Consider the following 20,411-nt stretch of genomic DNA (forward strand, 5'->3'; position numbering starts at 1 on the left):
CTAGCGTCTTTGGCAGGACGGTGGCCGACCGTCAGCGCTCAATTCAGGCGCGTGAATGCCCACGAACCCACCCCGAGAGCGACAGCTAGGCGAGCGCACGAGCGGTGAAGCAGGGAGTAGAGCCCGGCGAGACGGAGAGCCCCATCTCGAGCCACTCCCGCTGAGCGGTACGAAGCCGTTCACGACATCCATCCTCACCGCGCTTCGATCGGTGCCTGATAGCCTCTCGACGAGCCGTGGCCCGACCCTTCGTGGAGTGCCGCCCCCGCTTGAGAGCGCGCTGGACCGTGGAGAGCACTGTCTGCTAATCGCCTGCCGACAAGAGACCAATGCCAATCGGACAAGAGCCGGACGAAATCGACGCAGAATCGCCCGCCGAACACGACGTCGCTGTCGCCCTGGGCTTCGAAAGCCTCGACGCTGATCGCGATGACCAGGACGACGAGCTTCCCTCCCGTGCAGAGATGTGGGAACTCCTTCAGCAACAGGGCCGGACAATCGATCGCCTCGAAGCGCGCGTAGACGAACTCCAGCACGAACAGAACCGTGCCAAGCGCAACCGCAAGGAGATCGCCAGTCGGCTCAACGACGTCGACGACTCGATCGAGGAGGCTGACGACACGCTCGAGCAGACCAAGGAGATTGCCAAGGCTGCGAACGCCAACGCCAATCAGGCGAAGTCGATCGCTGAGACTGGTGGGACCGCAGCCGAGCGCGAGGATTCAGAAGAACTGCCCGGAGGTGTCGAGCCGTCGAGCAGTCCGCTCGATTTCCTTGCGAACTGCCGCCAGCACCGCGTCAAAACACATCTCGTCGATCGGGGCACACCGCGGAAGAACCGCTTCCGCGCCCTGTCGCTCATGAAGCGGTGGGATGAGTTCGCGACGAAGCGCACGAACGGCAGCGGTATCTTCTGGACCCGAGACAACGTCAAGGAGGCACTGACCGCGATCCTTGGAAAGCGACCACACGCACAGACGCTCAAGCGTGTCTGGAAAGAGATGGTTGGCCTCGGTAGTTCGGACGTCGATGTCATTGACCGTCGTGTCTCCGCGACGCAAGAGTCGACGGAGATCATCGCGATGGACAGAGAGACTGCCGACGGATTGCTGGATACTCGGTACCACCACCTCGGACTGCTCACCGTCGACGGGAAGGTTTCGGACGGCGTCACACCCGTTGTGACCCAGTCCGACGCCGCGGAGGTGTGACTTAGCGGCTGCAACCATCCCGAGAGGGAGAACGTCTCAGGAAACCCATCACGAACGTCTCTGGTCGGCGACGATACCCGTCGCCGTTGCCTCCTCCGCTAGCTGCAGGTATGGGAGACAGCACTCCCTTTCAGGAGTAGTGGTGGAGAATCTAACTTGGCGTCTGGACAGTTGCTTTCGGACCTTCTCACAACGGGTGTGAGAGTGTCTCCTGGTCTGGACCGTTCATGGGTTCCTGTCGGATACCTCGCTGATCGATCGTCCGTCTCGTCGCTCGCCTTTCAAACACGGATGCATCGACTATTCTTCGCGTTCGTCGCGAACGATGGCTCGAACGTCTGCCTCCGAAAGCGTGGATTCGTTCCGGGCGGTGGCGAGTTCCTCGCTCAATGCGGCCACGTGTTCGCGGAGCTGACGAACCTGCTCACGAACGTCACTCGAGGTGCCTTCGACCTGCTCCGGTGTCAGCACCGGCGTCGCGAGTTCGTCTGTGCCCTCTCGTGAGAGTGGAATCGGCGTGAGGAGTCGTGACCGTGTCACCTGAGATGTACTCTCGACGTTCCGAGTGAAGTGCTCGGCGAGTTGTGCTTGGGCGTATTCGGGGCCGTGGATCAGTGCAATCGTTTCCGGGCTCACCTGCCGGGCGTATTCGAGAAGGGCGTTCTGGGCGGCGTGTCCGCTGAATCCATGGACAGTTTGGAGCCAGTCGGCCGGAATCGTCGCTCGAGTCACCCGGTCGGGACCGTCGTCGGTGTCGATCGTCGTCCACTGGACGGTCTCCGAGGTGGGCCAATCAGTCCCGAAGGGCGTTGCCTCGGTCGTATACGTAAGTTCGTCGTCGTCGGCCTTGATCTGATTTTGGAGGGTTCGGCCGAGGGTTCCAGAGGCCTGGTATCCAGTCAAGAGGAGTGTTGCACGGTCGTATCGAGCCGCAAACTCCGTGAGATAGCGTGGTGAGTTCCCTCCGCTCAGCATCCCCGAGGGTGCGATAACGATTGGGACGGTGCCGGTTCCGCCAGCATCCTCAAGCAGTGCTCGTCGATCGGCATCTGTCTCTGGGAATTCGGCGATATCAGGCTGAAACGGTGTCTCGTACCCGCTTTCGACGACCCGATTCACCATCGCGTCGTCCATGACCGTGTCGTCTTGGACGTATTCGTGATAGAGTTCGGTCGCCTCTTGAGCCATCCCGTCGACGACGAGGCGCATCTTCTGTCGTAGCTCAGCAGGAAACTCGTGCAGTCGGTCACCGATCACGAGTTGCAGGAGCTGCGCACGGCCGACGGCGAACGTCGGGATCAATACCGGGGATCCGTCCCGGACGGATTGTTCGATCGCCTCGAAGAGGGTCGTTTGCGCATCGTTGATCGACGTATGGCTGTGGGTTCCGCCATACGTGGACTCACAGAGGAGCAGATCGGCCTGCGGTGGCGTCTCGATCGAGGGCAAGTGTCCGGCACGGCCACCGAGGTCGCCAGAGAAGACGACTTTTTGGCCGGTCGTCTGGAGCGTGAGCCAGGCCGATCCCAGCAGGTGGGCCGCGTTCCCGAATCGAAAGACGAGCGGCTCTTGTTCGGGGACGTCGGCGACGCCGGCGACGAGGCCCCCGCCGTAGGAGACGGGTTCGAACCGGTCGATGACGGCAGTGACATCGCGTTCCGTGAATTGGCGATCGCGATGCGTCGTTTCATGCTGGTGGATTTTCAGCGAGTCTCGCAAGAGGAGCGTGGCAAGGTCAATGGTTGGCGGTGTCGCGACGATCGGGGCGTCATCCTCGAGGAGGCCACGGGCTTCGAACACGGGAAGGCCGCCGCAGTGATCGATGTGAGCATGGGTGAGAAAGACGGCGTCGATGGCTTCAGGGCCGAGACCACGGTCATCGGGGAACTGGTCACCTGTGCCTTGGTTCAAGCCACAATCGACGAGATACGTGGCGTGCTCGGTGTCGACTTGATAGCAGCTTCGGCCGACCTCCCGAGCGCCACCACGAGGGGTGATGATGAGGGGTGTTTCTGCGTCGGGTGAGACATCAGCGTGATCGAGTGGATCGAAGGTCTCGTCGGTCTCGGCGGGCAGCCAGGGGTGGTCCGTGTTGATGGGCATTCGTTAGTCAGTGGTGTTGGTGTCCGGGGCTTTGCCGAGATATTCTCTGCGAACCGTGTCGCCGTCGCGATATGCTCGATACGCGTACGGACCGTGTTTTGAGCCCCCGCTCATACACTGACAGGTATCGTCGCCACAGGTCCGGTACTCGTGGTAGACCGTGCCGTCCGAATCTTCCTCGACGACGTCGACGTCATCAGGGAGTTCATCTTCGGTGACGGGGTCCTCTCGGCGCCGTTCGCGATCGGCGAGCAGCTGATCGATGTATTCCTGTGTGTCGCGAAGGGTCTCATCGTCTTGTTTCGGGAGTCCGTCGGCGATATAATCGGGAAGTGACGCCGGCGCGGTGGGTGGAGTCATCGGCCTTGTGCAACAATGGGGCGCTTTCCCGAAAAGTGTGTTGCACAAGGTAACAATGTAGGTGTCTCCTCTTCGGCTTGTTCCGTGATTGCCGACTGAGGGCTGTCTGGACGCCGTCTTGGATACTAGAAAGCCGAAGACTACTTCTCGAAGAGGTATGTACTGATGAGTGTCGTATGGCAGACCTCATCGTTAAATCGGCAGTGAAGGACCAGCTCGACGACCAGAACGTGGCAGCGGATTTCTACGATGCCCTCGACGAGGAGGTCGCGGAGTTGCTCGAAGATGCTGCCCAGCGGGCCGAAGATAACGACCGGCGAACCGTCCAGGCCCGCGATCTGTAGACAGTCGATCAGAGGAACCAGGCTTCTTTTTTGACTGGACGCGGGCCTGAAACAGCTGTTACATCCAGGCTGCCAAGATAGCGATCCCGTTGAATGGTGACCGCGTCCTTTTACAATTCTCTGTAGAACACCATCTCATGGTAGCGACCAATCAAATCCTGTCCGTTTTCATCATCTTTGCCTTCGCTCTACTCGTGGTTCGGATCGGAGCGATTGCACTTCGAATGACTGGTCTCTCACCGGACGTGGCCACATTTCAGGCAGCATCGGCGTTTTCGGGAGCGGGGTACACGACCGAAGAAGCGGAGTTTACGGTCTCGGAGCCGAGCAGACGAACGATTGTCATCTGGCTCATCCGACTCGGAAGTATCGGAGTTGTGAGTGCGCTTGCGTCGGTCCTTCTCTCGTTCATCAACGCCGAAGGCGAGAACGTTCTTACCCTCACCTATGTTATCGGTGGCGTTGTCGGGATTGTTCTTCTCGCTCGTAGCCAACTATTGAACCGAGCATTGACGCCAGTTATCGAACGGGTACTTGACCAAACGACGGATCTTGCCATCCACGATTACACGAAGGTACTCGGTCTTCAGAGTGAATATCGCGTCGCCGAAGTCGAGATCAACGAAGATGAATGGCTGGCAAACGATACAGCCAGCGGATTGGATCTCTCTGAGGAAGGGGTGATCCTGCTCGGAATCGAGCGAAATGGTGACTATATCGGTGCCCCCGGTCCTGATACGGAGATTCAACCGGAAGATACCGTTGTCCTCTATGGGAAAGAAGATCGATTACAGGAACTCGCAGACCGAGACGAAGGGGATGTTGAGGCACACGAGGAGGCACGTGATCAACATGAAAACATCCTCACCGAGCAAGAACACATCATCGATCAGTAAGCACCTCGATGTAACGATCGGATTATCCAGGTAAGCCCAACTCGTGGAAACTATTTTTTCACGACCGGGGCGGCTGATCTTCGCGTTACATCAGAGCGTGAGTATAGCAGTGGTCAGATACCAGTTCACGCACCGGGTTCGGGATAGATTCGGTTAGAGGTTTTCCCACATGATGAGCACGCCAGCTATCAGGAACCCTGACCCCGTCAGCACCCATCTATCGATGCTCATGACCGAACCACCCTCTTGCCCTCTGGCGACGAAGAGAAAGGCCATCAGTGCAGCAATGATGAGTAACGTCGCTGCAGCCGTTTTGAGCCGACTTGCTCCACGTGACTCCACTAATTCCGTTTCCATGTTAAAATATAACTCGTAATTGATGTATAATTCTTTCCTCGAAGAATACCACTCCGTTAGACTTGCACCCGGATGTAACCCGGCAGTCGGATCACGGCGATCGGGGCACCTCTCCTTACGTACAGGGCGAGTAGATAACGGGAAGTAACCAACTCTACTAGTAGCTATCAAGACCGGCGTGCTGAATAGAGTGGTTCGATACCGGGAGTGGCGCTTGTTGCAAATTGGTTCTGATCATCGCGCGACTGTCCAAAAGCGGACGCTCTGTGGGACTCGCCACAACAATTCAGGAAGATCGCTATCTGCTGGATCGTTCTGTTCGACCTCGTGGCGTCTGTGTTCAATGACCCGTTGAACCTCGAACCCTGAATCGAGAAATGCGGTATGTAGATCCGCGATCGGTCGATCGAACACAATCATATTTGAGTCATACTCTTCATCGATCGTGATTTCCCGTGGCCCAGTATCGAAGTAGTCACCGTCGATGGTCCCCGTATCGGTATCGAACATTTCGTAGATCGGATGGGGCACGCTGAAGACGAATACGCCACCATCTCGGAGGATTCGATGAACCTCACGGAGCGCTTGCTCGAGGTCTTCGATCATCTGGAACGCCGCCTCCGAGGACGCGACATCGAATCTCTCGTCGGCAAACGGGAGGGCTGTGATATCGCCTTTAACAGAAGTCAGGCAGATAGATTGCTCATGCACGGCTGAGATTGAAATCAATACCGGAATCGAAATTATGCCGGGAGCTGTGTATGACGAATCAACCTAGCCGACCTCTGGACGTATGGCCTAGAAACGCGCGGAACCGGTTTTACTGCTCAAACCAAGGTGTTTCGGTGTACGACATCCACTACCTCGGGTCCAGTTTCGACATAACGAGTTCGTCAATCATCTCTCGTGTTTCGAGAGGGGCATCATCCCGACCGAGGTGGATTTTTTTGATTGTCGCCCCGACGATGAGGTCATCGATTGCGTTCGCCATTCGATCCGGGTCAACTTCGTCGAACACTCCCTGATTGATCCCTTCCTGTATTATCGTACTGAAGTGATTAACCTGCAAGTCAAGGAACTCGTTGAACATCTCTCGGTGGTGCGGGTTGTGCTGCGCTTGCGACTGTAGTTCGTAAAGCGCAGCTGTGGTGGTCCAAAACTCTTCATCGTCCTCTTGAGTCCCGAGTAATGCACGGTCGATTTCCTCGTTTAGTTTCTTTGTTGGGTCGCCGTGGCTGGAACTGTCCAACTCTTCTTTGACGGCTTCGATGAGAACTGATAGCGTCTCCGTAACCAACTCATCCTTACCACTGAAATAGTGATTGATGAGTTGCCGACTCTTGTTCGATTCAGCGTCGATGTCACGGACTCGGAGATTCGCATACCCCTTTTTCGCTAACGCAGCAAGTGTCGCCTGGACAAGGTCTGCGTAGGTTTCTTCTGGAATCGATTCGGGCGGGTGGGATGCCATCGTGTAACTGATTGTACGTAGCTATGGGTTGATGCCTCTTGAGTAGTTCGTGCTTTCCCATATACTAATACCTTGACGAACCGTCATTGATTATACGATGTATTCTAATTTGAGTGTACCACTGCGAGTTCCATTTTCCAAATGGAAAATGGTTTATGCTCCTTACGCGTGGGTGACGTATGGTGTCTGATCAGGAGAAAAGTATTCGACAAATATTCGTCCGTCTTCATCTGTTCCAGAACGCTCAATGAGTAAACGCGCGATTTATTCTATTCCAATATCTGTATATAATAGCAACAGTATGACTTCAAACTGATAGGTTACCACTTTCTAAAACATGGCTGAAGAAGAATACGTCATTAAAGAATCCCCCACGTCGCTTGAACTAGCTGAAAAAGTTGCCGAACCAATTCTCTCCTTAGTGGCTCTCGCCGTGCTATATTTCTACGGAATCGACTGGCTTCTTAATCCTCTCCTCTCGTTCTTCTCTCAGTTCGACTGGTTTGCCACTATTGTTGCTATAGTCGATCGCTTGACTTCAATGCTTACGTGGCTTCCTCCGTTCAATGGGAACGATGGACCTTCCCTCCCTTTTAATAACCCTCTCCCTTTCAAGCCTGACCGAGCACTTGATCTGATCTTTACGCTCGCTGAATTAGTGATTGGTATAGCGGTGATCGTGGAAGCGATTGACGCCTCAATCTTGGCGGTTCGATCGGACGGAGTGACAATTCGAGATGTGAGTGTACCGTGGTCATCCATTCGACAAGTGGTAATCACGCAACCGAAATCCTCCGCCTCTGAATCTAGTGAGGTCGAAATCGGGCTGCGTCTTGTCTCTAATGGCTCGCTTCCCGACGATCATGACGTCGATTTATCGACCTCCTCTGAAACTCCATCGGCTTTGCGGATCTCCATTGATAGCCAGTCATTCAACCGTGAGCATCTTGCAACAGCGGTAGACAGGTTCGCCCCAGAGAACGTATCTCTCGTCAAAATTCGAGGAGAAGCAGAGGAAGATCGACATCTCCAGGAGGACGACGAGGAGCAACTCTCAACGAGAAAAAATGTCCGATAATAACATGATCTCCTCGGCGGTAGACCGGTCGATGTTCCGCCGCATTGCACCGGCGGTGGGTTTGCTCGTTCTCGCGCCTTGGATCGGGGAGTATCTTCTCGGCAACATCCCACTCGACATGCTTGTTGCCATCCCGTTTCTGGTCCCCCTCTACGGCGGCGGTGCGCTCTTGATTCGGGAGGTCACGCGCCGGACTGGGAGAGGGTGGCCGACGATAATGCTTCTGGGTCTAGCGTACGGCGTCATCGAGGCGGGCCTGGTGGACCAAGGGCTCTTCAATCAAAATTTTTCTAATGTACCAACGTTAGGTGTCACGCCTATACCGATTCTCGGCATCAGTGCTTACAACGCGATGTCCTTTATCGTCGGCCACGCGATTTGGAGTATCAGCATTCCGATTGCGATTGTCGAAATGTTGACACCGAGTAGGCGGAAGACGCCGTGGCTGGGAAACCTCGGCTTGGTGCTGACTGGGCTCTTGTACCTCTTTGGCTGCTGGCTTATCTTTCAAGACCAACAGGCTACCGAGGGGTTTCTGGCAACACCCGCACAGATGCTCGGCGCTGGTGCTGTGGCGCTCCTGCTTATCGTCACCGCGTTCCTGTTCGAGAACCGCCCGAACGATGCCGACGGATGGGTGCCGAAGCCATGGACCCTGGGCACGGCTACGTTTGTTTGGATAAATGCGTTCTTCCTGCGACCGGAGAGTTGGGACGGAGTACTACTCGGTGCTGTGCTTCTCCTCGCGGGAGCACTGGTCTTTCTCCGTCTCTCGAGGCGGCGAGAGTGGAGCGTCCGCCATGAGTTCGCGTTGGTGGCCGGGACACTGCCGACCTATATATTCGCTGGCTTTGTACTGACGGCCCTCGTTCGGCCACAGGATTCGCTTGCGTGGATTGGGAACGCGATCTTTGCACTAATAGCCATTGGCCTGTTAATTGCTACCGGATACAGGGTGCGTCAAATGGAGTAAAAACCGATTTCTATTGATATGTTACATGTTAGAAACAATCCAACAGAATATATGGCTTCAGATGTCTATCGAATCGGATTCATCGTGTAGTCCGACGGTTCGTTCGACACACAGAAACCTGTGGTACAACGCTCACCGCATCACAGTGGACGTACGTAAGGGGCGAGACACCGCCCAGCGTCCGTCTGTCGGGTGACTCGTGGTGACGGTGATTCAGATATCATGGGTAGAAATTCAGCGTCGGACGCGGACTCACCCGACACGGACGCACGCATCGAGACGCAGCCACCGGCCGCAGATCGATCGAACGGAACCACGACGACCGTCCCGCCGAGTCTCGCCGACACCACCATCGCCGGACAGCCGCGGTTTTTCGACAGCGAATCCGAGGGAATAGGCGATGATCTCGACGGATTCGTCGCTGACATCACTTCCATCGCGCAAATGCGCTGCGAGCACGCCACGGACTACGCCGACGTCGAGACGCTGATCTGTGACCTGCCGATCAATCACCTCACGTTCGCCGCCCACGATTCGTTAGCGCCGTACTCGGGATCGTATCCGATGACGCTACTGGTGCGAGCGTGCTTACTCAAGGAAATCAACGGCTGGGGCGAAACCGCGCTCCACGACTACCTGCGAGCCAATTCCTCGGTTCGCCGTGGTCTCGGGTTCGAGACGCTCCCGAATCAATCGACGTTCTGGCGTGCGTGGAACGAACGCTTCAGCGCGGAACTCCGCGATGCCGTGCAAGAGTGTGCTGACGCGGTTGTGATGGCCGCGCGTGTCTGCGAGGTTCCGCTTCCCGATCAGACCAGCACCGATGGAGCGGATGGATCCGAAGCCGACACTCCTCCCAAACACCAGCTCGTCGCCGAGAAGACCGACGAGGTGTGGCAGCAGGCGAAACCGTTCGTGACCGACGCCTTCGCGCTTGACCGCGGACCGAACTGGCAGATCCACGAGAACGCTTTCTTCGAGCAACACGCCTACATGGGGATGCGCGAGGACATGTACGCTCGGAGCGGCCCCGCCTCATTCTCGCTCGACACGACACGGGAGCGCATCCCGACGGGCTCAACCCACCGCTATCAGATCGGGAAGCTCTCCGTCGCGGAGATTCGGGAGATGTTGCGAGACACCACACGAATGCTGATCGCTCGCGCCAGCCAGAACGGTGAACTCGATGGGCCGGTCTTTGCGGCCATCGACGTGACCAAGGGCTTCCCGTTCACCGGCGACCCAGAGGACCATGAGGACGACATCCTCGGGTACAAGGACGGCAACGAGTACTACCAGTGGGCGGTACTCAAGATTGTCGGGATGGACGTCCCGCTCGTTCTCGACGCTATCCCGCGCGTGCGCGGACAGTCGAAAGACGAGATCGTTGAGAAGCTCCTGTCGCAGGCGACCGAGATGGTCGACATCGACCTCGTGATGATGGATCGGGAGTTCGATAGCGATCCGGTCAAGGACACCTGCGAGGAGTACGACGTTCACTATCTGAATCCCACGCGCATCTTCGCCAATAGCGACGAAGCAGACACCATCGCATGGATGTACCGTACCGGCGAACGCTTCCACGTCACTGAGGAGAAGGCCGACGATGGGATGCCCACGCGCAAGCAGGTTTACCTCCCGAAGCAGTCGAACTCCGCCGACGAAGATGAAGACGACGATCTCTCAGCAGTGTGGACAGAACTGTGCGGCGAGTGGGAGTTCGAGGACGTGGACGGCGAACCGAGCAAAGGGATATCGTTCTCGCGATTGCTCGCGGACATCCAGCGCGAAGAGGAAGTCGAAGAGCGCAAGCAGAAAGCAAAGAAGGGAGAGGTTGACACCGGCGAAACCGTGGTATTCGAGACGAATCACCCCTACGTAACCGCCGGTGATGCCGACGATCAGCAGATGGACGGAAAGGCGTTCGTCCACATGATCGAGCGCCTCATTCGATGGTATCGCCACCGCTGGGGGATTGAGAACGGCTTCAAGAAGCAGAAGCACTTTATGGTACGCACTACCTCAACTGAGCGCGACTATCGGTTCTTCAACTTCGTGTTTGCATGTGTGCCTGAAGTCGGCTAGGTAGATTGTTCATGCATAGATCTCTTCGGAAATTTGTGCTGCCGGGATGGGCTTTGGGTTCCGTGTCTCTGAAAACACCCATCTACAACCTCCACCATTTAATCCCGAGGCGCAACAACCGGGCGAATATGACGGAGCAACTGGATAATGGTATCCGTGTGTGGTTGGTTGAACGCACCTACTCCGACGATGAGCAGAATTTGATCATCCTCACCTACGCAACTCCCGATGGTGAGCAGTACTACCGCAAAGAACGAGCACTAACCTCCTTTACCGATGTTCGCGACACCACGGCGGCTGTCGACGCTGACCCGAACAATCTTGGCTCCGTCGACGATACCGACCTTCAAGAGCAATACGCTACCGAAGCACAGCGGATGCAGGAAACTCACGATCACGACGATGTGATCTAACCCCAGTAACCAAATCCGGGCGGTCTAAAGCCATGTATTATGCCTCCGAGCCAGCTATAGTAGTGTATGCGCGAGCTCGTCTTCGCTCTCGAATACGAACCTAAGTGCAACAGGGTGGCAGATACTCTCGCTGACTATCCAGACGCTTGGATTCGATCGCTCTCGCTGCACGTCACTGAGGACCGTCTCTGGCGCGTCGATCACGCTACTGGGACACCCGATGCTCTCGCTGATATCGAAGACGCCTTTCTCAACAGCGACTACTATGCGGACTGTCTCGCAACCGAGGACTGTGATGCTACCCAGACTACACAGATCCTTGACCAGACTGATGACACGCTCGTTCTCTACTCGTACTGGGAGCGCACCCCTCTTTGCTCGTCCATCCCCCACATCGCACGCGACCACCTCGGCGATGGTCTACTGTTCGACACGCGCCACGAGAGTCGTCACTACACCTGGCGCATCATCCATTCCGGCGAGGGCGACGTGAGTGCGTTCTTCGATGAGCTCGCAACTGCCGTCGGCGACTGTGCCCGAACGGAAATACTCCGAACGGCCGCCACCTCGACCTCGACAAACAATACGAACGACAGAACAACCCGGCTCTCGCCAGAACAAGAGGCTGCTCTTCAGGCTGCCGTCGAACACGGCTATTACGAGTCGCCTCGAGAGATCGACGTAGGTGGACTAGCAGAGCACCTCAACGTGCCTCGGTCGACGCTCACCTACCGACTTCGACGGGCGGAAGAACACCTTGCGAAGGAGCACGTTGCTCACGAAAATCTCCCTTCGGAGCCGTCGATATCACCCTGACCTGACTTCCCGTTTGGAACATTCCAACTAAGGCTTATCGAGTTGACTCCCCTATCTCACGGTGATGACCGAGAACGTGGATGCAGTGGAACAGACGGGCGACAGTAAGCAGGCGCGAGAACTGTCCGTCCGGCTTGCCGTTCCGGAGATGGACTGTCCCTCGTGCGCGCAGAAGGTCGGTAAGGCACTCCAACGCGTCGACGGGATCACTGACACGACCCTCCAGCCGACCACTGGCACGGCTACGGTGACCTATAATTCTGACCGTGTGACCGAGGCCGACGTGGTTGCAGCCATTGAGGGTGCGGGCTACGACGTCGTCGGCGATGAAAGCGATTCTCGTGAGGAATCGACCGGAGGAGTGGAAATCGCGCCTCCCTCGGAGATCTGGACGAGTTCGCGCGCCATCAAAACCTGGATCGGAGCAGGGTTTCTCGTGTTCGGTCTCCTCTTCGAGTTCGTACTCACTGGGCAAAACATCGAGGCTGCAACCGTCCTCGACTATCCGCTCACACTCGCGGACGGGCTATTTCTCGTCGCAATCGCCGTCAGCGGCTATCCCGTCGTTCGCGGAGGCTACTACTCCGCGAAGAACCTGAGTCTCGACATCGACTTCCTGATGGGGACGGCGATCATCGCCGCCACCGGCATCGGCTACTTCGTCGAAGCCGCGACACTAGCCGTCCTGTTCAGCATCGCGGAGTTGCTTGAAGATTACGCGATGGATAGAGCACGCAACTCGCTGCGTGAACTGATGGAACTCTCGCCGGATGAGGCCACGGTCCGCCGGAATGGCGATGAGGTGACTGTAGCGGCCGAGGACGTGGACGTAGGCGAAACCGTCATCGTCCGTCCCGGCGAGAAGATCCCACTCGACGGCTCAGTTGTCGAGGGCGAGAGTGCGGTCGATGAGTCTTCAATCACCGGAGAGAGCGTACCTATCGACAAATCTTCCGGCGATGAAGTGTTTGCCGGAAGTATCAACGCGGAAGGCTATCTCGAAGTAGAGGTCACCTCAACGGCGGGTGATTCGACGCTCTCGAAAATCATCGAGATGGTGCAGGGAGCACAGGAGAAGAAAACCGAAAAGGAGCAGTTCGTCGATCGCTTTTCGGGCTACTACACGCCGATAGTGGTCGTGCTGGCAATTCTCACCGCTGCCGTGCCGCCACTCGCGTTCGGATGGCCGTGGCAGACGTGGTTCATCCGTGGTCTCACCCTACTTGTGATCGCGTGCCCGTGCGCATTCGTCATCTCGACGCCCGTTTCGGTCGTTTCCGGGATTACGAGTGCCGCGAAGAACGGCGTGCTCATCAAAGGAGGAAATCACCTCGAAGCAATGGGCGAAATCGACGCTATCGCGATGGACAAAACCGGGACGCTCACGAAGGGTGAACTCACGGTCACCGACGTGATTCCGTTCGGAGACTACAGTGAGCCAGATGTGCTCCGATACGGTGCCGGGTTAGAACAGCGGAGTGAACATCCGATTGCTGAGGCGATTCTCACCCATACTGAGGACTCTGAGGGAACCGATCTTCCTCCTGTCTCGAATTTCGAGAGCCTGACTGGAAAGGGCATTCAAGCTACTATCGACGGTGAGACGTACTATGCAGGCAAACCAGCACTATTCGAGGAACTCGGCTTCGACCTCCCCCAAGCTCGCAGCGTAACTGACGGTGGGGTCGTACCGGAGGAGGTCACTGAGAATTCTAGTCCCGAAGAGGCGGAGAAGGAGTACGCTGACCATGTGTTGGCCGGACTTGAGGAGGAGGGACGAACGGTCGTCCTCATTGGAACGGAAACGGAGTTGCTGGGTGGCATCGCAATTGCTGATGAGGTACGTCCGATCTCACAACGCGCTGTCGAGCGCCTGCATGAGTTGGGTATCGGTCATGTTGTAATGCTCACGGGCGACAATGAGGGAACGGCCCAGGCGATTGCCGAGCAGGTCGGCGTTGACGAGTACCACGCGGAACTCCTCCCTGACCAGAAGGTCGAAGCAATCGATGAGTTGAGTGATGAATACGGCGACGTTGCGATGGTTGGCGACGGCGTGAACGATGCGCCAGCGCTTGCGACCGCGACTGTCGGGATTGCGATGGGGGCTGCCGGAACGGATACAGCGCTTGAAACTGCTGATATCGCACTTATGGGTGACGATCTCTCGAAACTGCCGTACCTCTACGAGCTGTCGGACAAAGCAGGAAACGTGATTCAACAGAACATCTGGACGAGTCTCGGCGCGAAGGCACTGCTCGCGATCGGCGTCCCGCTCGGCTACGTCAGCGTTGCGGTGGCCGTGGTTGTCGGCGATATGGGTATGAGCCTCGGTGTCACTGGCAATGCGATGCGTCTCTCGCGGATGGTTCCCGACACGCTACGGGGAGGCGACTCCTCGAAATGAGTAGCGAGCGGCGCGCTCACGAGCACAGTCTCAACGACAACCGATGGTTACAACTCGCCGGTATCGCGCTCGGGATGGTAGTGGTCGCTTCGGCACCTGTAGTCGTTTCAGGAATGGCAGCGGCCCAAGGAAGTCAAACGTTTATCGTCGAGCAGGGTTCACAGTGCGTGCAGATCACGCCCCTTGGCGACGGCACACAATCCGTTGAGGAGTTCTACGATTATAAAGTGTTGAATGATACGGCGAATTATAGTTCGCTCGGAACTACTGATATCCAACTCGACCAGACCATTCAGGTATTCGTTTACCGAGGTTCTGATGGGCTAAGTCTCGTCTTCCTCAACGACAAGATCGATGAACCAGGCGGTTACGTCGCCACAGCCGATATCTCAGGTCTTCCGGCGGATGGTCAGTGGGTGGTTGAGGACGACAACTACACCAACCGCGACGACACTTTCAGCTACAACGATACAGGCGCACATATCGAATGGAGCGCCAACGGAAGGCGTACGGATGGAGCCGCCTTCCGCGGACTCGAAAGTTCGAACTATCGTACTATCACTGTGGACATCAAGTTCAACGACGAAACAGACCGCTATCCGTTTGAGGAATGGAGTGGATCACCCGAGCAGAACGAAATCGAGAGCTGGGTCGCTCGCTCCGGAACGGGCGAAACGACCGAACTCAACATGAGTCAACCAGTCGACCTCAGTCCAGGCACCTGCAGCGGCGGCGTGAGTACGTTTACTGCCACGTCAAGTAGCGCGGGCAACGCTACAACCGAAACAGCGAGAGCGACCGAGACGACCACGACCCAGACTGCAACTGCAACAACTACGACGCAGAGCGAGGCAACAGCCTCGACTGCGACGCAGACTACCGAGATACCGACCACGACGGCAACACAGACCGCAACGGCAACAAGGACACCAATTACCACGACAACCCGATCCCCGGTGGACGAAACGAGTAAGTCGACGAGTGGTGTAGGCGGAACGACTAAGCAAATTGACGATGACGGAAACGGGAGCGGGGCGTTCGGGCCGGGCTTCGGTGTCGGAGTCGCGCTCGTCGCTGTCCTGGTCCTTGCGGCGGCTGTGGTTGCACGCCGAGGCAACTAACTAAGATACTATAGTTGTTTTGACAATCAAGGACAGAAGATGGGGATGGATACATCACAGGATGGTTCGCCGGGTGACGGTTTCTATATGGAAACTGATTGGTCGCGTCGCAGAATCCTTTAGAATCAGGACGACACCTATCGGTGAGAAGTCGTAGCTGATACGTGAAAGGAGGGGGACTGCTCTACTGATCAAATGAGAGAGTCCCCGATTCAAATTACGCTCACCATTCACTTGGTCCTGTCCATTGATCCGACCGAACAGTATCCACTTGCCGCCGTTGCCGAGTTTCTCACCGATCAGAACATCGAATCCACGCTCCTTGAGTCACTCATCGAAAGCCTCAACGAGCACCTCGTTGAGGCGTATTGTGGCGAAAAACACGCACACGGCAACGGAAACGAACGATTTCAACGCTCTGCTACTACTACTACTCGCTCGGCGGTTACCACCGCCGGCGAGCACGAATTCACCCTCGATTACGTCGAAGACACCGCTCTTGGCCAAAATGATGAAACCTCTCACTTTCGCCCTATCGAAGACCTCATCGACTTCGATGGGAAGAAACGCTATCAACAGGATATCTCCGCGCAAGCCGTCGATCTCGCAACCACACTCTCTTACCGCGATGCCGCTTCTCACGGCGACGGCTTCGAGAAGATGCCGTCGCCGGATACCATTCAACGCCGCGTCACACAGTGCGGAAGGAATCTTACCGAGTTCCTTTCTACCCGACTTCCAGGAACTGAAGCTGACACCGTCATCCCTGATGGAACCAAGTGCTACAGTCAGGACGACGACCGCGATTACCACGACGTCCAGGTGACTCTCGCGGAAGATACCGACGAAGAAACACGGTCAGTGCTCGACGTCTCGGTCAATGCTGACTGGGATGAGATCGCATCCTCACTGGAGGCAATGGAGGCGATCACTGACGACGCGAGGGTCGTCAGTGACGCTGAAACCCGCCTCATCACAGCGTTTCGGACTGACACACGGAAACACCAACTTGACCTGTGCCACGTTCCACGAACGCTCAGCTACAAGCTGTGGGACGACGGCTCGCTCTCATTGGATGATCGTACGGAGATCGTCTCGGAGGTTGCAGGGGAGTTGTCCCATCTCAAGAACTCCGTCGAGAAACACCGTCCGGAGAAGGAGCGTTCGGCGATCCGAGAACGGATCGCCAGAACGAAAGAACGAATAGAAAAAACGGCATGGCAGTTAGAGCAGTTCTCCTCACCGAAAGCGGCAGAGTATCTTCGAAGTGGGATCCCGTCGATGATGACGTTCGCTGAGGATGCACTTGAGGGGTTCGAGGTGCCGTGGACCTCGAACCCTGTCGAACGGGCAATGGGCGAGGTGGCGAAACGATGCAAACGTGATTGGATGCAATGGACAGAAGAGGGGCTAGAGGCGCTCCTGCAGCTGAATCTGGTTAAATACGCGAACCCAGACCAGTACCGCCAGTTCTTCGATGGTCTCCTCCAGCGGTCAACTCACAGGAAGATACGTTGCACTGTTTCGGTCACAGCCACCGGAGGTGAAGTCTAAACGGTTTTGCGACGCGACCAACCAATTGGACGACGTGGTCGCTACAGTGCGCGGCGAGGGTGGTCACTCCCCGTCGAACGAGGAGCTATGCACGGTCGGCGTTGATTTTGAGGCGGATCGCGTCCGCACTTGCTTACTAGAACAGGTTGATGAACACCGGGATACGCTGATCGGATAGAAGAGAAGACCACACCCACTTTGGATGTGAGATCGAAATACTAATCCTGATGACATTTCACATCAATTGATTAACTAATTGTCACAAATTAAAGCCGCAATATTCCACTTACTTTTAGGATAATGGTACTAGATACCATGAAGGCGAGTACGATCATTGCGGCAAGTAGGGATCGGTCAGCGAGAATTGCGATTGAAATGATGACTAAAAGCAATACAGTATAGTATATAATATTATTATTTTCTAGTACTGTTTGATCAAGCATAAATATAACTAATCCTGCAATTACACCGACAATAGCATACGAGATAGTGATCAAGTCCATCGTTTATATACCTTGATTGGATGGACACATTATATATTTCATTCCAGTCAGGTTAGAAAGAACCCGTGTGTACGCCCGTTGCAGTGCCATCTCTTGTTAATTCGTAGTAATTAGAACCATGATCTCCAACCCCATAGGAAATTCCCGGCACTCTCCAACTATCGCGGTCCCAGACTCCAACGGTAAACGATGAATCGTAAATTATCTCCTGGACTAACGCTGCTAGTCCAGAGCAAAATCCTCCTGCAAATATCGCTGCAATCCGTCCACCAGGAATTGGGAGAGCTGCGCAAATCATTCCCCCAAGAACTGACGTAGATATTGTGTGCGGATTCTCATCAGTTATTATGTTTGCACCTTTATAATAATGGTTGTTATAGTAGCTTGAACAACTGCCGATACGCTTGCTAAAGCTATCATAGCTTCGTGCAGTAGTTGAGTACTGAGATTCTTCCAGAGCTATTTGAGAAGAAGCTGATTTTAAAGTATCATCATTAGAAGATACTTTTGCTACTTCGATCGTGTTGGTATCTTTTCGTTTCTTAATCATATGATCGCCATTTTCATCGCTGACACGATAATAGGTAGCGGTGTCAGTATCCTTAATATGGTCTGGACATTCCGCACAAGACTCTTGTTGCTCGTTCCCACTCACTGTTGAGATGAGTAGCGGAGAGCCAGCAAGAGATACGCCGCTGGTCTGAAGTAATTTTCTCCTCGAAACGTATTGGGACCTATTATTATTTTCCATAGTGAACACAGCAATCCACTAACATAAATAAGTACTGCTAAATTGAAGCTGAACTGAACGGAGTTCTTCGGGGGGAGTAGGATGCTGTTCGGAGAACTCCAGGTTGAGGTGACGGGTTCTTCAGATGTACCGTTTTGGATAGTGATCGGACGCGCACGCCAGCCTGGCTGACCAGGCTGGCGTGCGCTGGACATGCTGCAGCGGCCTCCTTAGCCGAGTGTCGCGATCTCTGCGAAGGGTTCGGCTGACGCCGAACCCGAGCAACCATCCAGCACTGATACCAGTCTTTTGGTCGCGTCGCACACTACTTCCGAGGAATACGTCTGCCGAACAGCTATCGTCTCAGCAATCCGTGAGAGACACGATCAGTCATGTCGTCCGTTCTTCCGCACAATAACGTCGCTGCTCGCAACTTCCTCACACCGTTCAAATCGGCGTTTACGACCCGATTGGACGGCTCAACCTGGCCACACTGGGAACGAACCTGGATCCATGCCGATCAGTACTTCAGAGCGCTGCTTCGTCCGGGCAAGCGCAAGTCCATCACAGGACTGGCCTCCCGCGTTGGTGCTGATCAGGAACGACCATTGGTCTTTAGCTACTTGACTTCGCACGTTATGCTGGTAGAGCGCGTAGAGATAGCATGAACTGGCGATGCTTCCCGTAACTTCATTCCTATCGTGTACCGAGCCGATCGATCAGTTGGACTGCTTCTCGACGCGGCAGAAACACCACGCCAAGACCTACGTGACAGGTCTTGTTGCGGCCAGCAACAAGACCGTTCAAGGCATCTCGACGCACGTTCTCCCAGCCAAAAGCGAACGAGCCCTCAACAAATTCCTTACCGAATACGACTGGGACGAAGACCAACTCAACAAAGAACGTTTGGCACTGCTTCAACAGGCCAACGATACGAAATGGACCAGTGACGGTGTCGTCATCATTGACGACACCTTCACGCACAAAACCGGCGAGCAGATACCCAACGCTGGGAAATTTTACGACCATACCGTCCCAGGATACATCTGGGGCCAGAACCTCATCTACGCGATCTACGCCGACGAGAAAACCACCTACCCGCTTGCGTTTCGCCTCTATGAAAAGGACGCCAAACGGCGTGTCGAACTCGCACTCGAACTCGTTGATGAGTGCCTCGAGATAGGTGTCCCCGCGGACACCTATCTCTTCGATATGACCTACTGCTCCGAGGAATTCGTCACGCAACTCGAAGCCGCTGAGAAAGAGTGGGTCTCGGCAGTCAAAAGCGATGCACGCGTCACGTACGGCGGTGAACGGATCCGCGTCGATGCGCTTGGCGAGCGCATCGACACGGTCCCGCGCACGGTCAACGGTGAAACCTACCATATCTGGACCCAGAAACGTGACGTAAGCCGACTCGGTGAGGTGAAGCTGCTGGTCACGAAGAGAGAACCGAGCGACGAGGACGACGAACCGAGCGTGAAGTACATCGTTTCGAACAAGATCGACGCACCAGCGAGCCATCTCATCGAGTTATACGCGATGAGATGGCGGGTCGAGACGTTCTTCAGGGACACGAAGCAGGATCTTGGTTTTGGAGACTGCGAGCTCCGGCAGGCCGCAGGTGCCAGTCGCCACTGGCACCTGCTGATGCTGGCCTACAGCCTCCTCAAGCTCGGGACTGCACACAGCGCTCTTGGAACGATCCTGGCACGATCGACTTCGCTCCGAAGCGAGATCAAGCGATCCTTCCGCGAAAGCGTCGAAAACCTCCTTTCGTGGGCACTCGCGACTCCGAGCCGAAGCACCGACGAACTCATGCAGGAAATCGAGGGAATCTTCGTCTAACGTGCGAAGTCAAGTAGCTAAGCCTCAACAGTCGGTTGGATGGCGGTAGCGAGCTGTTCCTGGAGGATCGGTCGTTGCTGGTGGATCTTCTGCGCGTCTTCGATCAGTCGCTGTAGCAGCGGCGGCGGTGAGTAAGCGAGA

General features: G+C 55.7%; 18 protein-coding genes. 12 read left to right on the top strand and 6 right to left on the bottom strand.

Annotation, left to right across the window (positions count from 1 at the left end):
* Positions 1-329: 329 nt before the first annotated feature.
* A complete protein-coding gene (locus DVH23_RS20010) occupies positions 330-1,211 on the top strand; it encodes a methyl-accepting chemotaxis protein (RefSeq protein WP_114579157.1) in 882 nt (293 codons plus the stop codon).
* A gap of 300 nt (positions 1,212-1,511) precedes the next feature.
* Here DVH23_RS20010 and DVH23_RS20015 read toward each other — a convergent pair whose 3' ends face one another.
* Together DVH23_RS20015 and DVH23_RS20020 are read right to left on the bottom strand one after the other, a co-directional pair.
* Entirely contained in the window at positions 1,512-3,314 is a 1,803-nt protein-coding gene (locus DVH23_RS20015) for an MBL fold metallo-hydrolase (RefSeq protein WP_198668025.1), read from the bottom strand.
* Between the two features lie 3 nt (positions 3,315-3,317).
* Positions 3,318-3,674 (bottom strand): DUF6788 family protein, encoded by a 357-nt coding sequence (locus DVH23_RS20020; RefSeq protein ID WP_114579158.1) that lies wholly within the window; start codon positions 3,672-3,674, stop codon positions 3,318-3,320.
* A gap of 176 nt (positions 3,675-3,850) precedes the next feature.
* On the opposite strand from DVH23_RS20020, the gene DVH23_RS20025 reads away from it, so the two are divergent.
* Positions 3,851-4,018, top strand: coding sequence for a DUF1931 domain-containing protein (locus DVH23_RS20025; RefSeq protein WP_114579159.1), 168 nt, complete (start codon positions 3,851-3,853; stop codon positions 4,016-4,018).
* A 137-nt stretch (positions 4,019-4,155) separates the two neighbouring features.
* Positions 4,156-4,914, top strand: a complete 759-nt coding sequence (locus tag DVH23_RS20030) for a TrkA C-terminal domain-containing protein (RefSeq protein ID WP_114579160.1) — start codon at positions 4,156-4,158, stop codon at positions 4,912-4,914.
* A 153-nt stretch (positions 4,915-5,067) separates the two neighbouring features.
* Here DVH23_RS20030 and DVH23_RS20035 read toward each other — a convergent pair whose 3' ends face one another.
* The 3 genes from DVH23_RS20035 to DVH23_RS20045 all read right to left on the bottom strand — a co-directional run bounded on the left by DVH23_RS20035 (position 5,068) and on the right by DVH23_RS20045 (position 6,742).
* The gene (locus tag DVH23_RS20035) at positions 5,068-5,271 is read right to left on the bottom strand and encodes a hypothetical protein (RefSeq protein WP_114579161.1); all 204 of its coding nucleotides are present in this window, start codon (positions 5,269-5,271) and stop codon (positions 5,068-5,070) included.
* 234 nt (positions 5,272-5,505) lie between these two features.
* Positions 5,506-5,982, bottom strand: a complete 477-nt coding sequence (locus tag DVH23_RS20040; protein ID WP_232833850.1) for a methyltransferase domain-containing protein — start codon at positions 5,980-5,982, stop codon at positions 5,506-5,508.
* 148 nt (positions 5,983-6,130) lie between these two features.
* Positions 6,131-6,742: a TetR/AcrR family transcriptional regulator gene (locus DVH23_RS20045; RefSeq protein ID WP_114579163.1), complete on the bottom strand. Its 612-nt coding sequence runs from the start codon at positions 6,740-6,742 to the stop codon at positions 6,131-6,133.
* Positions 6,743-7,079: 337 nt separating this feature from the next.
* On the opposite strand from DVH23_RS20045, the gene DVH23_RS23830 reads away from it, so the two are divergent.
* The 8 genes from DVH23_RS23830 (at position 7,080) to DVH23_RS20080 (ending at position 17,189) form a co-directional block, all read left to right on the top strand.
* On the top strand, positions 7,080-7,820 hold the full coding sequence (locus DVH23_RS23830) for a hypothetical protein (protein WP_157972515.1): 741 nt from the start codon (positions 7,080-7,082) through the stop codon (positions 7,818-7,820).
* Entirely contained in the window at positions 7,810-8,793 is a 984-nt protein-coding gene (locus DVH23_RS20050; RefSeq protein ID WP_157972516.1) for a hypothetical protein, read from the top strand. The genes DVH23_RS23830 and DVH23_RS20050 overlap by 11 nt, the downstream gene beginning before the upstream one ends.
* Before the next feature lie 222 nt (positions 8,794-9,015).
* A complete protein-coding gene (locus tag DVH23_RS20055; RefSeq protein WP_232833851.1) occupies positions 9,016-10,878 on the top strand; it encodes a transposase in 1,863 nt (620 codons plus the stop codon).
* A gap of 128 nt (positions 10,879-11,006) precedes the next feature.
* Entirely contained in the window at positions 11,007-11,291 is a 285-nt protein-coding gene (locus DVH23_RS20060) for a hypothetical protein (RefSeq protein ID WP_008422279.1), read from the top strand.
* A gap of 66 nt (positions 11,292-11,357) precedes the next feature.
* The gene (locus DVH23_RS20065) at positions 11,358-12,107 is read left to right on the top strand and encodes a helix-turn-helix domain-containing protein (protein ID WP_008422280.1); all 750 of its coding nucleotides are present in this window, start codon (positions 11,358-11,360) and stop codon (positions 12,105-12,107) included.
* 64 nt (positions 12,108-12,171) lie between these two features.
* Positions 12,172-14,514, top strand: a complete 2,343-nt coding sequence (locus DVH23_RS20070; RefSeq protein ID WP_193364847.1) for a cation-translocating P-type ATPase — start codon at positions 12,172-12,174, stop codon at positions 14,512-14,514.
* The gene (locus tag DVH23_RS20075) at positions 14,511-15,635 is read left to right on the top strand and encodes a hypothetical protein (protein ID WP_008422282.1); all 1,125 of its coding nucleotides are present in this window, start codon (positions 14,511-14,513) and stop codon (positions 15,633-15,635) included. The genes DVH23_RS20070 and DVH23_RS20075 overlap by 4 nt, the downstream gene beginning before the upstream one ends.
* Before the next feature lie 210 nt (positions 15,636-15,845).
* Complete coding sequence (locus tag DVH23_RS20080) at positions 15,846-17,189, top strand: ISH6 family transposase (RefSeq protein ID WP_394342646.1); 1,344 nt, start codon at positions 15,846-15,848, stop codon at positions 17,187-17,189.
* A gap of 555 nt (positions 17,190-17,744) precedes the next feature.
* Here the strand turns inward: DVH23_RS20080 and DVH23_RS23835 are convergent.
* On the bottom strand, positions 17,745-18,443 hold the full coding sequence (locus DVH23_RS23835; RefSeq protein ID WP_152424844.1) for a hypothetical protein: 699 nt from the start codon (positions 18,441-18,443) through the stop codon (positions 17,745-17,747).
* A 654-nt stretch (positions 18,444-19,097) separates the two neighbouring features.
* Between DVH23_RS23835 and DVH23_RS20095 the strand changes: the two genes are divergently transcribed.
* Entirely contained in the window at positions 19,098-20,270 is a 1,173-nt protein-coding gene (locus DVH23_RS20095) for an IS701 family transposase (protein ID WP_114579166.1), read from the top strand.
* The last annotated feature ends 141 nt before the right edge of the window (positions 20,271-20,411 follow it).

The sequence above is a fragment of the Saliphagus sp. LR7 genome (assembly GCF_003344565.1).
Lineage (GTDB): Archaea > Halobacteriota > Halobacteria > Halobacteriales > Natrialbaceae > Saliphagus > Saliphagus infecundisoli.